The following is a 17,043-nucleotide window of genomic DNA, read 5'->3' on the forward strand; positions in this document are numbered from 1 at the left end:
AGCTCCGTCGCGTCGCCGAGCTGCACAACCGTGGCGCCGCGCGTCCGTCGGCTCTGCGCCGGCTGCTGACCCGCAAGCACTGAGCTCCACCGCGCGACCGGCAGGCCCCTGAGGGCCGACCGGTCGCGCTTCTTGGGGGCGGGGCGAGATAGGCTGCGCCCATGGCTCTTCAACTCCTGCCCCAGCTGGCGCCGCTGTCCGAAGCCGCCGGCGAGGCGTCGCACATCTCGCCGTGGTGGTACGGCGGGTTCGCCCTGTTCGTGCTGGTCGCGCTGCTGGCGCTGACCGTGATCATGGGCAAGGGCCGGCCGCACAGCTGAGCGGCGGATCGAGCTGACGTGAACTCCCCGGAGCGGGTCCGGCGCCTCGGCGTCATGGGCGGAACGTTCGACCCGATCCACCACGGCCACCTGGTGGCCGCCAGCGAGGTGCAGGCGTACTTCGACCTGGACGAGGTGATCTTCGTCCCGACCGGCCAGCCCTGGCAGAAGACCGACCGGGACGTCTCGCCGCCCGAGGACCGGTACCTGATGACGGTCATCGCGACCGCCTCGAACCCGCGGTTCTCGGTCAGCCGGGTCGACATCGACCGGCCGGGGCCGACGTACACGATCGACACGCTGCGCGACCTGTCCCGGCTCTACCCCGACGCCGAGCTGTTCTTCATCACCGGCGCCGACGCGCTGGCCCAGATCCTCACCTGGCGCGACGTCGACGAGATGTTCAAGCTGGCCCAGTTCGTGGGCTGCACCCGGCCGGGGACCGAGGCGACCGAGCTCCCGCTCGACCGGCTCCCGATGGACCGGATCACGCTGCTCGAGGTGCCCGCGCTGGCCATCTCGTCGACCGAGTGCCGGGCCCGGGTCGCCAAGGGCAACCCGACCTGGTACCTGGTGCCGGACGGCATCGTCCAGTACATCGCCAAGCGCGACCTCTACACCAACCACTAGTAAGACTGCTCCTCTATCAAAGGACCTGGCATGCCAGCCTCAGAACGTGCCGTAGAGCTGCTCACCGCGGCAGCCGAGGCAGCCCACGACAAGAAGGCCGAGAACGTGCTCGCGTTCGACGTCTCCGAGCAGCTCGCGATCACCGACGCGTTCCTGGTCGCCTCGGCGTCCAACGACCGCCAGGTCCGCGCGATCGTCGACGCGATCGAGGACAAGCTGCGCGAGGACTTCGACGCCAAGCCGGTCCGCCGCGAAGGCGCCCGCGAGGGCCGCTGGGTGCTGCTGGACTACCTGGAGATCGTCATCCACGTCCAGCACGACGAGGAGCGCAGCTTCTACTCCCTCGAGCGGCTGTGGCGCGACTGCCCGGTCATCCCGCTGCCGTCCCCGGTGCCGGGCGTGCCGACGGACTGAGGCTGGTTGTACGTCGTACGGCCTGGATGCGTTGCCGGCTGTACGACGTTGATCTGTCCGTCGGGTGCTTGCTCGACGTACGGAACTGAGCCGTGTGCTCGTCGTGCGGGACCGAGCGCGCTGCCCGCCTCTCGCGGGACGGCAACGCGACTTTCGTCAGGGACCTGACGGCGGGCGGGCGCTCGTCGTACGGACTGTTCATTTGATTCGGGGTCGGCCCGGTCGGCTCCGCTACCTCCGGGAGCACGCGACATGACTGCAGGACGCCTGATCGTCTGGCGCCACGGCCGCACCGAGTGGAACCTCCAGGACAAGGTCCAGGGCCAGGCCGACATCCCCCTGGACGAGGTCGGCATCGGACAGGCCCGCGCGGCCGCCGCCCGCCTCGCGTCCCTCGCACCGACCCGCCTGATCGCCAGCGACCTCCAGCGCGCCGCCTCCACCGCAGCCGAGCTGGCGACGCTGACCGGCCTGACCGTCGAGTACGACAAGGCCCTCCGCGAGATCGACGTCGACGACTGGGCCGGCCTCACCATGGCCGAGCTCGCCGAGCAGAACCCCGAGGCCGCCGCCCGCATCCGAGCCGGCGAACCCCAACGCCGCGGCACCGCCGGCGAAACCGTCGAAGAGGTCGCCGCCCGCTTCGCCCCCGCGCTCCAACGCGCGGTAGAAGACGCAGACCCCTCCGACACCGTCGTAGTAGCCACCCACGGCCTGGCCGCCCGAGTAGGCGTCTGCCTCTTCCTCGGCATCCCCCAAGCCCACTGGCCCGCCTTCGGCGGCATCTCCAATTGCAACTGGATCTCCCTCCTCCCCAGCCGCAACAACAACTGGCGCATCGAAGAATGGAACGCGGGCTCCCTCCCGGAGCCCGTCATGTCCGACGACCCCCAGCAGTAGCCGCCGCACTACCGCAATCATCCCTTCACTCCCTGCCACAACACCCGTGTCCCTCATCACCTCCACCCCCACGGGAACCGATTTTTCTTTGAGGCCCCTCTTCCGCTAAGCTTTCCGAGTCGCAAGAACGCGGGGCTTTGGCGCAGTTGGTAGCGCGCTTCCATGGCATGGAAGAGGTCAGGGGTTCGAATCCCCTAAGCTCCACCACAGGTCAGAGGCTCTTTCCCGGCTAGGGAAAGGGCCTCTTTTTCATGACCTGAGTGACGAAGGGCTCTGACGCAGCAGTTGGTAATTGTGCACGTCTGGTCACAGCGGGAGCGGGGTGGCAAGCTGCTGCCCCGCCCACAGTGAGGACGTCGTCATGAACCGTCACTCCGTCCGCCGGTTGCTCAGCACGTTCGCTGCGCTCTTCGTCGCGCTCGTGTTGCTGCTGATCAGTCCGGCTGTTGCCTCCGCTGCCACGATCTACAACCCGCCGATGTTCCGGGCGACCGAGGTCAGCATCATCCAGAACGACTTGTGCACGGGGAACTTCCAGGCGTACGTCTGCTTCCAGAAGTACGGCGACAACTTCTTCGTCGTGGACCAGAACGAGGACAGTTCCTCCGCGGTGGCGTACTTCGAGACCGGGTACGGGCGCACCGGCGCGTGCTACAACCCGTACGGGCAGGGGCACGCCGGGGTCTGCAACCTGGACCTCAAGGAAGGCTCGCACGTGTGCATGTATGCGGGCATCGTCGATCGCAACGGCGCCAACATCGTGATCATCGCGCTCGACACCAAGAAGTGCTTCTACAACGACCACTGAGAACCGCAGGCGTCATGGCTCGAGGTCGGTGATCGCCCGGCCGGCGGCCATGTCGGACGGGACGGACACCTGGTCGTGGGCGATCAGCCAGGTGCCGTCGACGTTGCGGAAGCAGAAGGTGACGCGGACCCAACTGCCGGCTGTTGTTCCGTTGCTCAGGCGGCCGAAGCCGTGGGCGAAGGCGATCTCGTCGCCGGCGGTGATCTTCAGGTCGCGCAGCTCGTAGTTCACGTCCTGGAAGACCGCGAAAACCCTCTCCCAGTTCTTCAGCTTGGCGGCGCGGCCGACGTGTTGCAGGGGAGGGTCGATGTCGAAGGAGACGACGTCGGGCGTGTAGAGCTGGGCGAGGTGGTCCAGGTCCTTGGTGCGGAGCCCGTGGATGATCTGGTTGATCTGCGCGGTGATCGCGGCTTCGTGCGGGGTGGTCATTGTTCTCAACCTCCGAAGGCGGCGGCGTTGTCACAGGCCCAGTCGGCGAACGTGAGGGCGGGCCGACCCAGCAGTGCCTCCACGGTCGAGGAGGTGGGACCAGGGCGTACGGCGTAGTCGGCCAAGGAGCCAAGGAGACGTGCAGGGACCTCCTCGGGGAGGCCTTGTCGGAGCATGCCCTGCCGGACCTGCTCGGCGGGGATCTCATGGAAGGACAGCGGCCGGTCGACGACGTCGCCGATGATGCGGACCTTCTCCGGCTGGTCGAGCGACTGCGGCCCGGTCAGTGTCAGGGTCAAAGAAGCGTGCGCCCCCGCGAGAGCCTGTACGGCGACCGCCGCGATGTCGGCCTCGTGGATCGGCGAGGTCCGGGCCTCGGCGTACGCACCGCGCACCACGTCGCCAGCCCTGATCTGCGGCGCCCAGGCAAGGGAATTGGCGGCGAAGTCGGCCAGCCGCAGAATCGTCCACTCCAGACCAGAGTCCTTCAGCAGGTCCTCGGCCGCCCTGAACTGGGTCGCGAAGCGAGGCTCGCCCGCGGGGTGTTCCACGGTGGTCGCCGACAGCAGCACCGCGCGGCGGACGCCCTGCTTGCGGGCGAGTTGCAGCAGCGTGCCCAGGCCGGACCCGGAGGCGCGCGGGCTGAGCTGGATCGCTTCCACGCCGTCGAGTGTCGCCTCCAGCCAGTACGGACTGAACAGGTCGCCTTCGGCGACCCGGACGGTGTCAGGGAAACGGGTTTCACCGCGGCTGACAACGGTGACGGCCCTGCCCTCGTGCAGCAGCAGGCGGGTCACAGCGCGGCCGACAACACCGCCGGCGCCGGTCAGGAGGATCATCGTGCACTTCCTTCGCTCGGGCTCAGATTCGCTCGCTCGACAAGATGAGCGAGGCGATTGCGACGCCCGCCGCTCCGCTTGGTCAGGGCTGAGGGGATGGCGGTCCTCGACCGGTAGAACTTGAGCGGGCTGGAGCTGACCGCCTCCTTGTAGGCGATCGCGGCCCCGCCCTTCAGGTACCAACGGCTCGGGGTGTCGTCGGGGTGGGTGAACTGGATGACGGCGTCCTTGCGGCCCAGCGACACCGGCTGGTGGATGTACCCGAAGCGGAACGGGCGCGGATCCTTGCCGCGCAGAATCCGGGTGATCGACTCCGCCGCGTGCGCGCCGGTCGGGATGCCGCTCTGACAGGTCCCGTGGATGGTCCCGTAAGCCTGCCGGATCGCCGCCGCGTCGCCGATCGCGAACACCTCGGGGTGCGAGACCGAGCGCAGAGCGGCGTCGACGGTGACCCGGCCGGCGTCGTCGACGGCGAGGCCGGCGTCCGCGGCGAGGCGGGCCTGTACGACGCCCGTCGTACACAAGGTCACGTCGGTCGGGATGCGTTCGCCACCGTGGAGCTCGACCGCGCCCGGGAGGACCCGGGCGACCGTCACGCCGGTGCGGACCTCGACGCCGAGACGGTCGAGCACGTTCCTCAGGTAGGCGCGCGCCTTCGGGCCCATCATCGATCCGGGCTCGCCGCGACTGAGCAGAAGCACCCGCAGGCCGGGGTACGCCTCGGCGGCTTCGGCGGCCGCTTCGATGCCGGTGAGACCCGCGCCGCAGACGGCGAGGACGCCCTCGGCGTTGCCCCGCAGGGCCTGCCCGAAGGCCGGGTCGTCGATGGTGAAGGCGTGCTCGACGCGCGGTGTGGTGCTGCCGATCGCGTAGACCAGGTAGTCGTAGCCGAGTTCCTGGCCGTCGGCGAGGACGACGCCGCGGTTGACGGCGTCGATCCGGGTCGCGCGGCCCTGAACGAAGGAGACGCCCGTGGGCGCGACGAGATCGGGGATGCGATGGACGACCAGGTCCTGGCCGACCGCGACCTGGTGCTGGCGGAGGCGCTCGTCGAAGAGCTCGGTCGGGTTGACGATGGTGACGTCGGCGTTCCTGGTTCGGCGCGCGATGCCGTGCGCGGCCATCATGCCGGTGTAGCCGGCGCCGAGGACCACGATGCGCTGCTTCATTTCCGTGTCCGTTCGTTGGTATGGCTCAGGGGAGAAGGGGACTGCCTCAGACATGGATCGCCGCGATGCCTTCGCGGAACGTCGGCATCGACGGTGTCCAGCCGAGTTCGGCCTTGGCCTTGGCGTTGGACAGGCGGTAGGAGCCGGTCATGACGGCGTACAGGAGCGGGCTCGGCCGGAGTATCCAGCCGGGCAGTGACTTCGGCGGCGGAGCGCCGAGGTGCGCGGCGGTGGTGCGGAAGAAGTCGCGCCAGGGGGCGGGCTCGTCGTCGACGATGTTGTACGCCTCGCCGTCGCGGCCGTGCTCGAGGGCGGCGACCGTCGCGGCGGCGGCATCCTCGACGTGGATGAAGGAGGTGGGGCCGCCCGGTAGCACCGGCAGCTTCCCCTGCTTGAGCATGTCGATCAGGTGGTCGCCCCGGGCACCGTAGAAGGCGCCGTACCGCAGGGCGATGCCGTCGATGCCGTCGGCGGTGAACGCCTGCTGTTCGGTGGACCGCATGGCGGCGATGTGCTGGTCGAAACGCCCGTACCCGCCCTGCCCGAAGGTGTCCTTCTCGGTGTGGACGTGGTCGCCGAGATTCCCGTAGCCGTAGCCGTAGAGGTTCGACTGGGTGAGGAAACGCCGGGCGCCCAGGGCGCGGGCGGCGGCGAGGAGGTTCGCGGTGCCCTCGATCCGGAGGCGGTTGGTCGCGGCCAGGTCCCGATGCCGCAGCGGCGCCTTCTTCAGCGCGGTGAGCTGATGGATGACCGCGTCGGCCGCCATGCCTCGGACGGCCGCCAGCAGGCCGTCGCGATCGAGCGCGTCGCCGACCAGCTCGACGGTGCCAGGGGGTGCAGCGCCGCGGCGGCGGGTCAGGGCGATGACCTCGTGCCCGGACGCGAGGAGCGCCTGGGTGAGCGGGGTTCCGACGGCGCCGGTAGCACCGGCCAGAAAAATTCTCATCGACGTGACTCCTCAGGGACAGCGGATGGCTGCTCCACTGTGGAGTCCGTGCAGACGCGGCGACAACGGCGATGTGCTCAACGCACGTTCAGCGCGGCTGAAGACCCGCGTGAGCGCCGGTTCGGCGTTCAGCGGGAGTCAAGGATTGTTGCGCAGGTCCGCACTACCCGGTCGGTCGGCGCCGCTCCTCGGCGGCGGGCCAGTCGAGGATCACCGGTCCGTGGGCCTCGGCGAGCCGCGCGAACTCGCGGATGAGCTCGGTCTCGCGGTCGGCCCGCCAGATCAGCGCCGACGCGACCGGCGGCCCGTTCTCGATCGGCGTGTAGGCGATCCCGGGGTGCTGGTTGTACTGCGCGAACTGCGCGAGGATCACCCCGATGCCCTGGCCGGCCATCACCAGCGCGACGCCTGCCTGGAGGCTCTCGACGAGGTGCGTGCGTTCGATCGGCCGTCCTGACGGCGCCTGGCGCGGTACGAAGAAGTCGATCCAGTACGACTCCGGGTCGCCGGCGGCGACGACGACCGGGTTGTCGGCGAGGTCCTCCATCGTCGCGTAACCCCGGAGTGCGATCGGGTGCCCCTCGGGGACGGCCATCAGCAAGGACTCGCGCAGGACCACCGGTCCGACCACCACGCCGTCCTCACGGACAGGCAGCGGTACGGCGAGGATGTCGGCTCGATCTTCCCGCAGCGGCCGCAGGTGGTCGCCGACCTCCGCCTCCAGCACCACACGCACGGTGGATCCGGACCGGCGCGCTTCGAAGAGCCGGGCGAGCTCGACCAGGTGCCGTCCGTTCGCCGTACCGAGGAAGCCCAGCCGCAGTTCGCCGTCGACGCTTTTGGCGGCCTGGATGGTTCGCTGGACGACCTGCTCGACGGCCTCGTGCGCGGGGGCGAGCTCGCGCTGGAACTGCCGCCCGAGGTCGGTCAGCGTCACGCCGCGCGTGTTTCGCTCGAACAGGGCCGCGCCGATCCGGCGCTCGATCTTCTGGACGAGCTGGGTGACGCGGGCCGGCGAGATCCGGAGGCGCTTGGCGGTGCGGCCGAAGTGCAGCTCTTCGCACAGCACGAGGAACGTCTCGATCTCCTGACGCTCCACAGCACCCCTCACCTTTGGTGTTCAACCACGGCGAACAATCGCTCAGCCTGCCTGAACACCGAGTATGAGCGATCGCAGGATCAGGCGTCGAGCCGCTCGGCGGTCAGAGGTGGGTGGTGTCGTTCAGGGACTCGACCGTTCGGTAGTGGTAGCGGTCGTCTTCCTGGAGGGTCGTGATGCCTCCGCTGGTGGAGCGGAAGGACGCGTAGCCGGCGGAATCGAGGGGAAAGCGCAGCCAGGCGCAGATGAGGAAGGTCAGCGCCGTGCCGTGGGTGACGATGATTTGGTGAGTGGTGTCGCGGGCGAGGATCTGGTCGAGGGCCCGGTAGGCGCGGTGGGCGAGGTCGGCCCGGGTTTCGGCGCCGGGGATGCCTTCGTCGTGGTGCAGCCGTTCGCCTTCGGCGGGTGGGTAGACGAAGCGGTCGTTCAGCCATTGCTGGGGTTTGCCGCCGGCTTCGCCGTACGACTTCTCGCGGAGGTCGGTCATGAGGACCGGGCCGAGGCCGAGCTTGGTGGCGATGGCTTGCGCGGTTTGGGCGGTGCGTTTGAGGTCTGAGCTGAAGAGGTCGGCGTGGGGTGGGACCAGCTCGGCCAGGCGGTCGGCGATCGCGTCGGCCTGGCGGTGACCGTGGGCGGTGAGCTCGGAGTCGAACTGGCCGCCGACGACTCGGTCGACGTGGTGGGTGGCCTCGGGGTGGGTGACGACGTACAGGGTTCTCAACGGAGGGCCTCGTGATCGTGGGGAGACAGGGAGCAGGCGTACGACGCTGACCAGCTTGCCCTGCCGGGCCGCAAGCGGCTGAGGGACAGGGAGGAACTTTCGCGTGGCAAGATCAGCGGGTGCAGATCGCGATGCTCGGGCCGTTCGAGGTGCGGATCGGTGACGGTGCCGTCGCCGACGTACCGGGTGCTCGGTTGCGTGGGTTGCTGGTCGCACTCGCGCTCCGGCCGGGACAGGTGGTTCCGAAGGGGACGCTGGTCGACTGGATCTGGGGTGAGAACCCGCCCGCGGAGGCCGCGAACGCCTTGCAGCGCTTGGTTTCGCGGCTGCGCAAGGCGCTTCCGGAAGGTGCGGTCGAGGGACATCCGGAGGGGTACAAGCTGGCGATCGAGCCCGACGCGGTCGACGCCGTCAGGTTCGAGCGGCTGGTCAGCCGGGCCCGCAAGGATCCGGCGCTGCTGGGCGAGGCGCTCGGGCTGTGGCGCGGCGCGGCGCTGCAGGACATCGGGCTGCAGGACAGTACGGCGTACGACGCTGCCGTCACGCGGCTCGAGGACCTCCGCCTGATCGCCCTGGAGGACCGGTACGACGCGCAGAGCGACGCCGAGCTGGTGCCGGAACTGACCGACCTCGTCGCCGCCAACCCGGTCCGCGAACGGCTGGTCGCCGCGCTGATGCGGTCCCTCGCCGCGGCCGGGCGCAATGCCGACGCGCTGCAGGTCTTCGAGCGGACGCGGCAGGCGCTCGCCGACGAGCTGGGCGTCGATCCGTCGCCGGAGTTGTCGGCGGTGCACGTCGCTCTGCTGCGCGGCGAGATGGGTCGGAAGCCGCAGGAGCGGAGGACCAACCTGCGGGCCGAGCTGAGCAGCTACGTCGGCAAGGAGTCGGATCTCCGCAAGGTTCGCGAGCTGGTCACCGGGCATCGGCTGACCACGCTGGTCGGGCCGGGCGGCGCAGGCAAGACCAGGTTGGCGACGGAAACCGCCCGGACTCTGATGGAAGAGCTCCCCGACGGCGTCTGGATGGTCGAACTGGCGCCCATCGGCGTCGACAGCGACGTCGCCCAGGCGGCCCTCGCCGCACTCGGTCTCCGCGACGGCTTGCTCGGCGAACCGACGGACCTCGAGCCGACCGACAGGTTCGTGACCGCGTTCCGCGACCGCGAGGCGCTGCTGGTCCTCGACAACTGCGAGCACGTGATCGAGTCCGCCGCCGCGTTCGCCCACCGCGTGCTCGGCGAATGCCCCCGGCTGCGGATCATCGCGACCAGCCGGGAATCGCTCGGCATCACCGGCGAAGCCCTGTGGCGGGTCCTGCCGCTCACCTTGCCTGCGCAGCATGCCGGCGACGACGAGATCGAAGCCTCCGCCGCCGTCCGGCTGCTCCGCGACCGAGCAGGTGCCGTCGGCAAGGAACCCGGCGACGTACAGACCATGGCTCGCGTCTGCCGAGCGCTCGACGGCATGCCCCTGGCGATCGAGCTCGCCGCGGCCCGGCTGCGCACGATGTCGCTGGCCCAGCTCGCGGACCGCCTCGACGACATCTTCCGGTTGCTCACCGGCGGCAGCCGTACGGCGCTGCCGAGGCAGCGAACGCTCCGCGCGGTGATCGACTGGAGCTGGGAGCTGCTCAGCGACGCCGAACGCGCCGTTCTGCGCAGGCTTTCGGTGTTCGCCGGCGGTGCCACCCTGGAGGCGGCCGAACGCGTCTGCGCCGGCGAGACCGTTGAGTCGTGGCAGGTGCTGGAGTTGCTCACGGCACTCACCGAGAAGTCGCTGGTCGTTGCCGACGGCGACAAGTACCGGTTGCTGGGCACGATCAGGGAGTACGGCGTTCAACGGCTGGCCGAGGCCGATGAGGTAGTCAGCGCGCGGCACGCGCATCTCGCGTACTTCACCGAGCTCGCGGAGACCGCCGAGCCGTACCTCCGCCGTACCGAGCAGCTGGAATGGCTGGCGACGCTCGCGGCCGATCACGACAACCTCAGCGCCGCGATGCGCGGTGCGATCGCCGCCGGTGAGGCGCAGAGCGCGATGCGGCTCGCGGCCGCCGCCGGCCTGTACTGGTGGCTCGGCGGGAACAAGGCCGAGGGCAACGACTTGGTGATGGCCGCCACCAGGACGCCCGGCGAGGTGACCGACGACGTCAAGGCGATGGTGTACGTCATCGTCGTGACGTTCCTCAACACCGGGCCGGGCGACGAGCACCACGCCGAGGAGTGGATCCACGAGGCGTACCGGATCAGTCAGCGCACGCAGCTCGCCAATCCGGTCCTGGCGCTGATCGCGCCGCTGGAGCACATGCTGCGGTCGCCCGGCGACATCCTGTCCGCGTGGGAGCCGATGCTCGGCAGCGAGGACCCGTGGGTGCGCGCGATGGGCCGGCTGCAGCTGGGCAAGATGCGCGGGGTGCTGGGCGACGGCAGCTTCGAGGCCGACGCCCAGCTCGAACTGGCGGTCACGGAGTTCCGGGCCATCGGCGAGCGGTTCGGGATCTCGTTCGCGATCACCGAGCTGGCGGAGCGGATCGCCGTCCGCGGCGAGTTCGCCCGTGCGTGCGCGTACTACGACGAAGCCGTTGCCGTGGTCACCGAACTCGGGTCCGTCGACGACGCGGTCCGGATGCGCGCGCGCCAGGCCCAGCTGTACTGGTTGCTCGGCGACACCGAGGCCGGCGAGGCCGCGATGGCCGAAGCGCAGCGGTACGCCGACCGGGTCAACTGGCCTGGATCGCTGGCCCTGGTGGCGTTGTCGAGGGCGGAGCTGGCCCGCTGGGCCGGTGACGCCGACGAGGCACTGCGGCAGATCGGGCTCCTGACCGCGCTGCTGGGTGACGAGGCGAAGCAGCCACACGTCATCGCGACGACCGCGACGCTGCTCGCCTACCTCGCCGAGGATCTGGGTGACGCGAAAGAGCACCTGGCCGCGGCCTGCGAGGCGGCGTCCGCGACCGGGCACGCGCCCGTGATCGCGGGCGTTCTCGTCGGGCTGGCGAACCTCGCCCTGCGCCGCGACCAGGACGAGCTCGCCGCGAAGCTGCTCGCGGCGAGTACCGCCGTACGGGGGTTGCCGGATCGTTCGTTGCCGGACGAGGCGCGGATCGAGCAGACGCTGCGAAGCCGCCTCGGCGGCGTACGGTACGCCGAGGCGGCTCAGGCCGGCCGGGAGAGCAGCTGGGATCAGCTGTTCGCGGTCACGCTCGCTTCTTGAACGTGGCCGACGCCCACAGGTAGCCGACCAGCGCGATCCCGAGGCACCAGGCCAGCGCGGTCACCGCGTCACTCGTCTGCGGCGTGCCGTTCAGGAAACCGCGCAGGGTCTCGATGATCGGCGTGAACGGCTGGTACTGCGCGAACTGCTTGATCCCCGGTCCCATCTTGTCCGCCGGGACGATCGCGCTGCTGAAGAACGGCAGCATGATCAGCGGTACGGCGGCGAACGCGGCCGTCTCCGGCGACTTCGCGGCCAGGCCCAGGGCGACGGTCAGCCAGGCGGTCGCGAACCCGAGCAGCAGGACCAGGCCGATCACCCCGAGCCAGTCGACGAAACTCGCCGACGGGCTGAAGCCGAGCAGGAAGGCGACGCCGGTCAGCGCCGCGATCGCGATCAGATTGGTCAGCACGCTGGCGACGACCTTGCCGGTCAGGACCGCGTGCCGCGGAACGTCCATCACCTTGAACCGGTTGATGATGCCCTTGGTCATGTCGGCGTTCACCGCGACCGCCGTACCGCCGAGTCCGTAGCAGATCGCCAGCAGCATCATGCCCGGCGTCGCGTAGTCGATGTAGTCGACCCCGACGCTGAACGCGTCGCCGAGCACGTACACGAACATGAACAGCATGATCACCGGCATCAGCACCGCGTTGAAGACCGACGTCGGGTTGCGGGCAACGTGCCGGAAGTCGCGCTGCAGCATGACGAGGGAGTGGGACTTGGCGCTCATGATGCGACTACCTCCGTGGTGTGGCCGGTGAGGGCGAGGAACACGTCGTCGAGATCGGGGGTGTGGACGGAGAACTCCTCGGCGCTCAGCTCGTACTCGTCGAGCCGGTCGAGCACGCCGCGCAGCGACTTCGTACCACCGTCGCTCGGCACCTTGAGGGCCAGCGACTCGTCGTCACGGGTGCCCTCGGGGAACAGCGCCGCGGCGGCGTCGAGCTCGTCGGTGCTGGTGAACCGCAGGCGGACGTGGGTGCCGGGGAGCTGACGCTTCAGCTCGTCGGGGGTGCCTTGGGCAACGAGTCGGCCTTGGTCCAGGACAGCGATCCGGTCGGCGAGCTGGTCGGCTTCCTCGAGGTACTGCGTGGTGAGGAAGACCGTCACGCCGTCCGCCACGAGCTCACGGATGATCGTCCACATCGTCCGGCGGCTGCGCGGGTCGAGGCCGGTCGTCGGCTCGTCCAGGAAGATGATCTGCGGGTTCCCGACCAGCGTCATCGCCAGGTCGAGCTTGCGGCTCATCCCGCCCGAGTACGTCGAGACCGGCTTGTCCGCGGACCCGGTCAGGTCGAACCGCTCGAGCAGCTCGTCGACGACCTTGCCGTCGACCGGGCTGTTGCTGAGGTCGACCATCAGTTGCAGGTTCTCCCGGCCGGTCAGCAGCTCGTCCACGGCCGCGAACTGCCCGGTCACGCCGATCGCTGCCCGGACCGCCTTGGCGTCGCCCTGGACGTCGTACCCGGCGACCCGCGCCGTGCCGCCGTCGGCCTGGATCAACGTCGTCAGCACGTTGACCGTCGTCGTCTTGCCGGCGCCGTTCGGCCCGAGCAGCGAGAAGATCGACCCGGCCGGCACCTCCAGATCGATGCCGTCCAGCACGACCTTGTCCTTGAACGCCTTCCGCAGCCCCGAGACCGCGATCGCTGTGCTTGTCATGCGAGTACCTTCGCCGCGGCCGCTGACACCGCCCCGCCACGGTCCTGACACGGCCTGACACGCTCCGGCCGCGGCCTGATGCGGCCCGGCCGCGGCCTGACGCGGCCCGGGCGCGACCTGACTCGGCCCGGGCCGCGGCTTAGGATCCCGTGTCATGGCGACCCGGCTGGTGCAGATCTCGGTGAAGGCCCAGGACAAGTCCGCGCTCGGGCGGTTCTGGGCGGAGGCGCTCGGCTGGGAGGTCACCGCCGACAACTCCGACGAGACGAACGTCGAGCCGAAGGGCTTCGAGTACCCGAACGCGACGGCCGTCTGCATCGACGTACTCACCGTGCCGGCACCCAAGACGGTGAAGAACCGGGTCCACCTCGATCTCGCGACCACCTCCGCGGAGCACCAGGCGGAACTGACCGCGCGGCTCCGAGCGCTCGGGGCGACGCCCGCGGACATCGGCCAGGGTGACGTCCCGTGGACGGTGCTGGCCGACCCGGAGGGCAACGAGTTCTGCGTCCTGGAGCCCCGCGACCTCTACCGCGACACCGGGCCGATGGCCGCGGTCGTGGTCGACTGCGTGGACCCCCGCGCGATGGCCCGGTTCTGGGGCGAGGCGATGGACTGGGTGGTGCACGAGGTGACGGACGACACGGCGTCCCTGCGCTCGGCCGAGGGCGTCGGGCCGTACCTGGAGTTCCTGCGAGTGGATGACGCGAAGAGCGGCCTGAACCGCATCCACGTGGACCTCCGCCCGTACGCCGGCGACGACCACGCCGCAGAAGCAGACCGCCTCCGGGCCCTCGGCGCCACCGACCTCGACATCGGCCAGGGCGACGTCCCGTGGACGGTCTTCACCGACCCGGAAGGCAACGAGTTCTGCCTGCTCACGCCACTGGGCAGCGCGAAGTAGGCGCGGCGGCCGGCACCTGCACCCGCGGGTCCGCGGGTGTGCTCAGGAGACAGCTTCCTGGCGGCGGACGATCTCGGTGATCCAGGCCGGCGCGTACGGCGAAGTGCAGCCGGGTGGGGTGGGGTAGTCCTTCAGCACTTCGAGGCGTTCGCCGATCTGCAGCGCGCGGGCGCGGAGATCGGGGTGGTCGATGCCGATCTGGGCGAGGCAGTGGTTCATCGCCCACTGCAGGCGGGCGGGCGCGTCCTTCATGTCCGACTCGATGGTGTCGAGCAGGCCCGGGAGGTCGAGGTCGTCGGGGCTCTTGGTGACGCGCTCGGTGGTGAGCGCCCAGCCGGCACTCGCGACGACCGGGTCCGGGTCGGCGAACCACGTACGGCGCAGCTCCTCGGCGTACGGGCTCTTCTTGACGACGTAGTTGACCAGCCAGTCGTGCGCCTTCGGGCTGATCGGCTCGCGGATCATGGCGTCCAGCTCGGCCCGCTCGAAAGCTTTCGGTCGGCAGATCAGCAACGCGAGCAGCCTGGCGGCAGGATCTCCGGTCGTCCAGAGATCCCGCGCCAGGTCATGCTGCGTCTTCAGCCGCTTGGCGACCGCACGCAGCTTGGTGAGGTTCACGCCGTGATCATCACCGTGCTTCTCGTTGACCGCCCGAACCTTCGGATCCTCGAGCGCAGCCAACTCGTCCAGTACGTTGGCCAGAGCGGTGTCAGTCACCCGATCAACGCTACTGTTCTGCGGCTTTCGACTCCAGTACGACGAGTTGCTGCGTCGCCCGGGTCATGGCGACGTACCGGTCGACCGCGCCCTCGATGCCCTCGCCGAACGACTCCGGGTCGACCAGCACGACCAGGTCGAACTCGAGGCCCTTGGCGAGGATCGGCGTCAGTGAGCGGACCTTCGCGGTCCCCTCGAAGGTTGGGTCGCCGATGACGCAGGCGACGGAATCGGGGTGCTCGGCCATCCACTCCTCGAGGATCCGGTCGCGGGCGTCGAGGTTGCCGTAGACAACGGGCCGGCCGCTGTCGCGGATCGAGGTCGGGACGTTCGCGTCGGGAAGGACGGCGCGGATGACCGGCTCGGCCTCGGTCATGATCTCCGACGGCGTGCGGTAGTTGACGGTCAGGCCGGCCAGCTGGACCCGGTCCAGGCCGACGCGGTGCAGCCGCTCCTCCCAGGTCTCGGTGAAGCCGTGGCGGGCCTGGGCGCGATCGCCGACGATGGTGAAGCTGCGGGACGGGTTGCGCAGCAGGAGCATCTGCCACTCGGCGTCGGTCAGCTCCTGCGCCTCGTCGACGACGATGTGCGCGAACGGCCCGGCCAGCTCGTCGGGGTCCGGCGTCGGCAGTGCGCCCTCGTCGATCAGCGCCTCCTGAAGGTCGCCGTGGACGAGGCTCTGCACGAGCCCCTCGCCGTCGTCAGCCTGGCGGAGCCGGTCGATCACCTCGGACATCCGCTCGCGCTCGGCGGCGGCGACGGCGCGCTGGCGACGCTTGCGCCGGGACGACTCCGGGTCACCGAGCCGCTGCCGGGCGGCATCGAGCAGTGGCAGGTCGGCGACGGTCCACGCGTACGGGTCGTCACGCTGCAGCAGCCGGACCTCGTCGGGCTCCAGCCAGGGAGCACAGCGGCGCAGGTACGCCGGTACGGACCACAGGTCCGCGACCAGGTCGGTCGGCTCGAGCAGCGGCCAGGCCCGGTCGAACGTGTCACGCAGTACTTCGTTCCGCTGCAACGAGCGGCGGACCTGGTCGAGCGAGATCTCCTCGTCGTCCTCGTCGAGCTTGTCCAGCAGGATCGTGAGCAGCTCCTCCCACGCCACGTCGCGCCCCTCGTTGTGCGGCGTACCGGCGTCGACCGAGCCGAAGGCCTCGGCCCAGTCGCTGACGCTCAGGTAGAGGTCGGCCCAGTCGGTCTCGACGACCAGAGGCTTGGTCGGCGGCTCCTCGTACAGCGCGGCCGCGGGCTCGATCGCCTCGACCATCCGGGCCGTCGACTTCAGCCGCAGGACTTCGGGATCGATTTCCGGACCTGCGGTCGCACCTTCGGGCAGCAAGTCCCGCAAGGTGCAGGTCTGCACGCCTTCCTCGCCGAGGCTCGGCAGGACGTCGGAGACGTAGGCCAGGTACGGCTGGTGAGGACCGATGAACAGGACGCCGCCCCGCCGCTGCTCCAAGCGCGGATCGGAGTACAACAGGTACGCCGACCGGTGCAGCGCGACGACGGTCTTGCCGGTCCCGGGACCACCGTCGACGACGAGCGCCCCGCGCGAGCTCGCGCGAATGATCGCGTCCTGGTCGGACTGGATCGTGCCCAGCACGTCGCGCATCCGGTCCGAGCGGTTGCTGCCGAGGCTCGCGATGAACGCCGACTGGTCGTCGAGCGCCGCCGCGTGCCCTTCGAACCCGTCGGCGGTGAACACCTCGTCCCAGTAGTCGCTGATCCGGCCGCGGGTCCACCGGTACCGGCGGCGGAAGACCAGGTCCATCGGCTTCGCGTGGGTCGCGCCGAAGAACGGCTCGGCGGCGGGGGAGCGCCAGTCGATCAGCAGCCGGCGCCCGTCGGTGTCGGTCAGGCCGAGCCGCCCGACGTACACGGGCTCGCCGTCGGTGCCGACCATCTGGCCGAGGCACAGGTCGAGGCCGAACCGGCGCAACGTGCGCAGGCGCGAGGTCAGCCGATGGATCTCCAGGTCACGATCCAGAGCCTCCTGCCCCGTGCCGCCCGGGGACTTGCGGATCTCGTCCAGACGCTCGGACAGCTCGGTGATCGACTTGTCGAGGCTGGCGGCGATCGCCGCGAAGTGCTGCTCGTCGCGCCCGATCAGCGCCGGGTCGTTCTTGGCGGGGTGGCCGGCGAGGTCGAAGGCGCTGGTCGTTCCCACAGACATGGGGCTCCGTTTCTGTACCGAAAAGTTGGTTCGGTCGATGATTGTGAGCCACCAACGGGGCCTTGCGGCAAGTCCCCCTGTGCGCTATAAGTTAGTAGTG

Annotated in this window: 17 protein-coding genes and 1 tRNA gene; 8 read left to right on the forward strand and 10 right to left on the reverse strand. The window is 69.7% G+C overall.

Going from position 1 to position 17,043, the window contains the following annotated elements:
• Window positions 1-161: 161 nt before the first annotated feature.
• The 6 genes from ABD235_RS00745 to ABD235_RS00770 all read left to right on the forward strand — a co-directional run bounded on the left by ABD235_RS00745 (window position 162) and on the right by ABD235_RS00770 (window position 3,072).
• Window positions 162-320, forward strand: coding sequence for a hypothetical protein (locus tag ABD235_RS00745; RefSeq protein ID WP_184793478.1), 159 nt, complete (start codon window positions 162-164; stop codon window positions 318-320).
• Between the two features lie 18 nt (window positions 321-338).
• Window positions 339-950 (forward strand): nicotinate-nucleotide adenylyltransferase, encoded by a 612-nt coding sequence (nadD, locus tag ABD235_RS00750; protein WP_344167660.1) that lies wholly within the window; start codon window positions 339-341, stop codon window positions 948-950.
• A 30-nt stretch (window positions 951-980) separates the two neighbouring features.
• Entirely contained in the window at window positions 981-1,364 is a 384-nt protein-coding gene (rsfS, locus tag ABD235_RS00755) for a ribosome silencing factor (RefSeq protein ID WP_344167663.1), read from the forward strand.
• A 252-nt stretch (window positions 1,365-1,616) separates the two neighbouring features.
• Entirely contained in the window at window positions 1,617-2,264 is a 648-nt protein-coding gene (locus ABD235_RS00760) for a histidine phosphatase family protein (RefSeq protein WP_344167666.1), read from the forward strand.
• A 131-nt stretch (window positions 2,265-2,395) separates the two neighbouring features.
• A tRNA-Ala gene (locus ABD235_RS00765) sits at window positions 2,396-2,471 on the forward strand.
• Window positions 2,472-2,625: 154 nt separating this feature from the next.
• Window positions 2,626-3,072 (forward strand): hypothetical protein, encoded by a 447-nt coding sequence (locus ABD235_RS00770; protein ID WP_344167669.1) that lies wholly within the window; start codon window positions 2,626-2,628, stop codon window positions 3,070-3,072.
• Window positions 3,073-3,084: 12 nt separating this feature from the next.
• Here the strand turns inward: ABD235_RS00770 and ABD235_RS00775 are convergent, their stop codons facing one another.
• The 6 genes from ABD235_RS00775 to ABD235_RS00800 form a co-directional block, all read right to left on the reverse strand.
• Window positions 3,085-3,501 carry a YybH family protein gene (locus ABD235_RS00775; RefSeq protein WP_344167672.1) on the reverse strand — a complete coding sequence of 139 codons (417 nt, stop codon included), beginning with the start codon at window positions 3,499-3,501 and terminating at the stop codon, window positions 3,085-3,087.
• Between the two features lie 5 nt (window positions 3,502-3,506).
• Window positions 3,507-4,340 (reverse strand): NAD(P)H-binding protein, encoded by an 834-nt coding sequence (locus ABD235_RS00780; protein ID WP_344167675.1) that lies wholly within the window; start codon window positions 4,338-4,340, stop codon window positions 3,507-3,509.
• Window positions 4,337-5,509, reverse strand: coding sequence for an NAD(P)/FAD-dependent oxidoreductase (locus ABD235_RS00785; protein WP_344167678.1), 1,173 nt, complete (start codon window positions 5,507-5,509; stop codon window positions 4,337-4,339). Before ABD235_RS00785 ends, ABD235_RS00780 begins: the two co-directional genes overlap by 4 nt.
• A gap of 46 nt (window positions 5,510-5,555) precedes the next feature.
• Entirely contained in the window at window positions 5,556-6,455 is a 900-nt protein-coding gene (locus tag ABD235_RS00790; RefSeq protein WP_344167681.1) for an NAD-dependent epimerase/dehydratase family protein, read from the reverse strand.
• A 163-nt stretch (window positions 6,456-6,618) separates the two neighbouring features.
• Window positions 6,619-7,554: a LysR family transcriptional regulator gene (locus tag ABD235_RS00795; RefSeq protein WP_344167684.1), complete on the reverse strand. Its 936-nt coding sequence runs from the start codon at window positions 7,552-7,554 to the stop codon at window positions 6,619-6,621.
• Window positions 7,555-7,657: 103 nt separating this feature from the next.
• Window positions 7,658-8,275 (reverse strand): histidine phosphatase family protein, encoded by a 618-nt coding sequence (locus tag ABD235_RS00800; RefSeq protein ID WP_344167687.1) that lies wholly within the window; start codon window positions 8,273-8,275, stop codon window positions 7,658-7,660.
• 119 nt (window positions 8,276-8,394) lie between these two features.
• Here ABD235_RS00800 and ABD235_RS00805 point away from each other — a divergent pair, with 119 nt between their 5' ends.
• Window positions 8,395-11,484 carry an AfsR/SARP family transcriptional regulator gene (locus ABD235_RS00805; protein WP_344167690.1) on the forward strand — a complete coding sequence of 1,030 codons (3,090 nt, stop codon included), beginning with the start codon at window positions 8,395-8,397 and terminating at the stop codon, window positions 11,482-11,484.
• On the opposite strand, the gene ABD235_RS00810 is transcribed toward ABD235_RS00805, so the two are convergent.
• Both ABD235_RS00810 and ABD235_RS00815 read right to left on the reverse strand, forming a co-directional pair.
• On the reverse strand, window positions 11,468-12,217 hold the full coding sequence (locus ABD235_RS00810; RefSeq protein ID WP_344167693.1) for an ABC transporter permease: 750 nt from the start codon (window positions 12,215-12,217) through the stop codon (window positions 11,468-11,470). The genes ABD235_RS00805 and ABD235_RS00810 overlap by 17 nt on opposite strands.
• Window positions 12,214-13,149 carry an ATP-binding cassette domain-containing protein gene (locus ABD235_RS00815; RefSeq protein WP_344167696.1) on the reverse strand — a complete coding sequence of 312 codons (936 nt, stop codon included), beginning with the start codon at window positions 13,147-13,149 and terminating at the stop codon, window positions 12,214-12,216. Before ABD235_RS00815 ends, ABD235_RS00810 begins: the two co-directional genes overlap by 4 nt.
• Window positions 13,150-13,303: 154 nt before the next feature.
• Between ABD235_RS00815 and ABD235_RS00820 the strand changes: the two genes are divergently transcribed.
• Window positions 13,304-14,053, forward strand: coding sequence for a VOC family protein (locus tag ABD235_RS00820; RefSeq protein ID WP_344167699.1), 750 nt, complete (start codon window positions 13,304-13,306; stop codon window positions 14,051-14,053).
• A 42-nt stretch (window positions 14,054-14,095) separates the two neighbouring features.
• Here ABD235_RS00820 and ABD235_RS00825 read toward each other — a convergent pair whose 3' ends face one another.
• Complete coding sequence (locus ABD235_RS00825) at window positions 14,096-14,770, reverse strand: DNA alkylation repair protein (RefSeq protein ID WP_344167703.1); 675 nt, start codon at window positions 14,768-14,770, stop codon at window positions 14,096-14,098.
• A gap of 10 nt (window positions 14,771-14,780) precedes the next feature.
• Entirely contained in the window at window positions 14,781-16,943 is a 2,163-nt protein-coding gene (gene helR, locus ABD235_RS00830) for an RNA polymerase recycling motor ATPase HelR (protein WP_344167706.1), read from the reverse strand.
• Window positions 16,944-17,043 lie beyond the last annotated feature (100 nt).

The organism is Kribbella lupini, from assembly GCF_039529595.1.
Taxonomy (GTDB): Bacteria; Actinomycetota; Actinomycetes; order Propionibacteriales; family Kribbellaceae; genus Kribbella; species Kribbella lupini.

Bases quoted from the DNA above. Each gene is read 5' to 3' on its own strand.
- ABD235_RS00745 (WP_184793478.1), top strand. From the start codon at position 162: ATGGCTCTTCAACTCCTGCCCCAGCTGGCGCCGCTGTCCGAAGCCGCC.
- rsfS (WP_344167663.1), top strand. From the start codon at position 981: ATGCCAGCCTCAGAACGTGCCGTAGAGCTGCTCACCGCGGCAGCCGAG.
- ABD235_RS00760 (WP_344167666.1), top strand. From the start codon at position 1,617: ATGACTGCAGGACGCCTGATCGTCTGGCGCCACGGCCGCACCGAGTGG.
- ABD235_RS00770 (WP_344167669.1), top strand. From the start codon at position 2,626: ATGAACCGTCACTCCGTCCGCCGGTTGCTCAGCACGTTCGCTGCGCTC.
- ABD235_RS00775 (WP_344167672.1), bottom strand. From the start codon at position 3,501: ATGACCACCCCGCACGAAGCCGCGATCACCGCGCAGATCAACCAGATC.
- ABD235_RS00780 (WP_344167675.1), bottom strand. From the start codon at position 4,340: ATGATCCTCCTGACCGGCGCCGGCGGTGTTGTCGGCCGCGCTGTGACC.
- ABD235_RS00785 (WP_344167678.1), bottom strand. From the start codon at position 5,509: ATGAAGCAGCGCATCGTGGTCCTCGGCGCCGGCTACACCGGCATGATG.
- ABD235_RS00790 (WP_344167681.1), bottom strand. From the start codon at position 6,455: ATGAGAATTTTTCTGGCCGGTGCTACCGGCGCCGTCGGAACCCCGCTC.
- ABD235_RS00810 (WP_344167693.1), bottom strand. From the start codon at position 12,217: ATGAGCGCCAAGTCCCACTCCCTCGTCATGCTGCAGCGCGACTTCCGG.
- ABD235_RS00815 (WP_344167696.1), bottom strand. From the start codon at position 13,149: ATGACAAGCACAGCGATCGCGGTCTCGGGGCTGCGGAAGGCGTTCAAG.
- ABD235_RS00820 (WP_344167699.1), top strand. From the start codon at position 13,304: ATGGCGACCCGGCTGGTGCAGATCTCGGTGAAGGCCCAGGACAAGTCC.
- helR (WP_344167706.1), bottom strand. From the start codon at position 16,943: ATGTCTGTGGGAACGACCAGCGCCTTCGACCTCGCCGGCCACCCCGCC.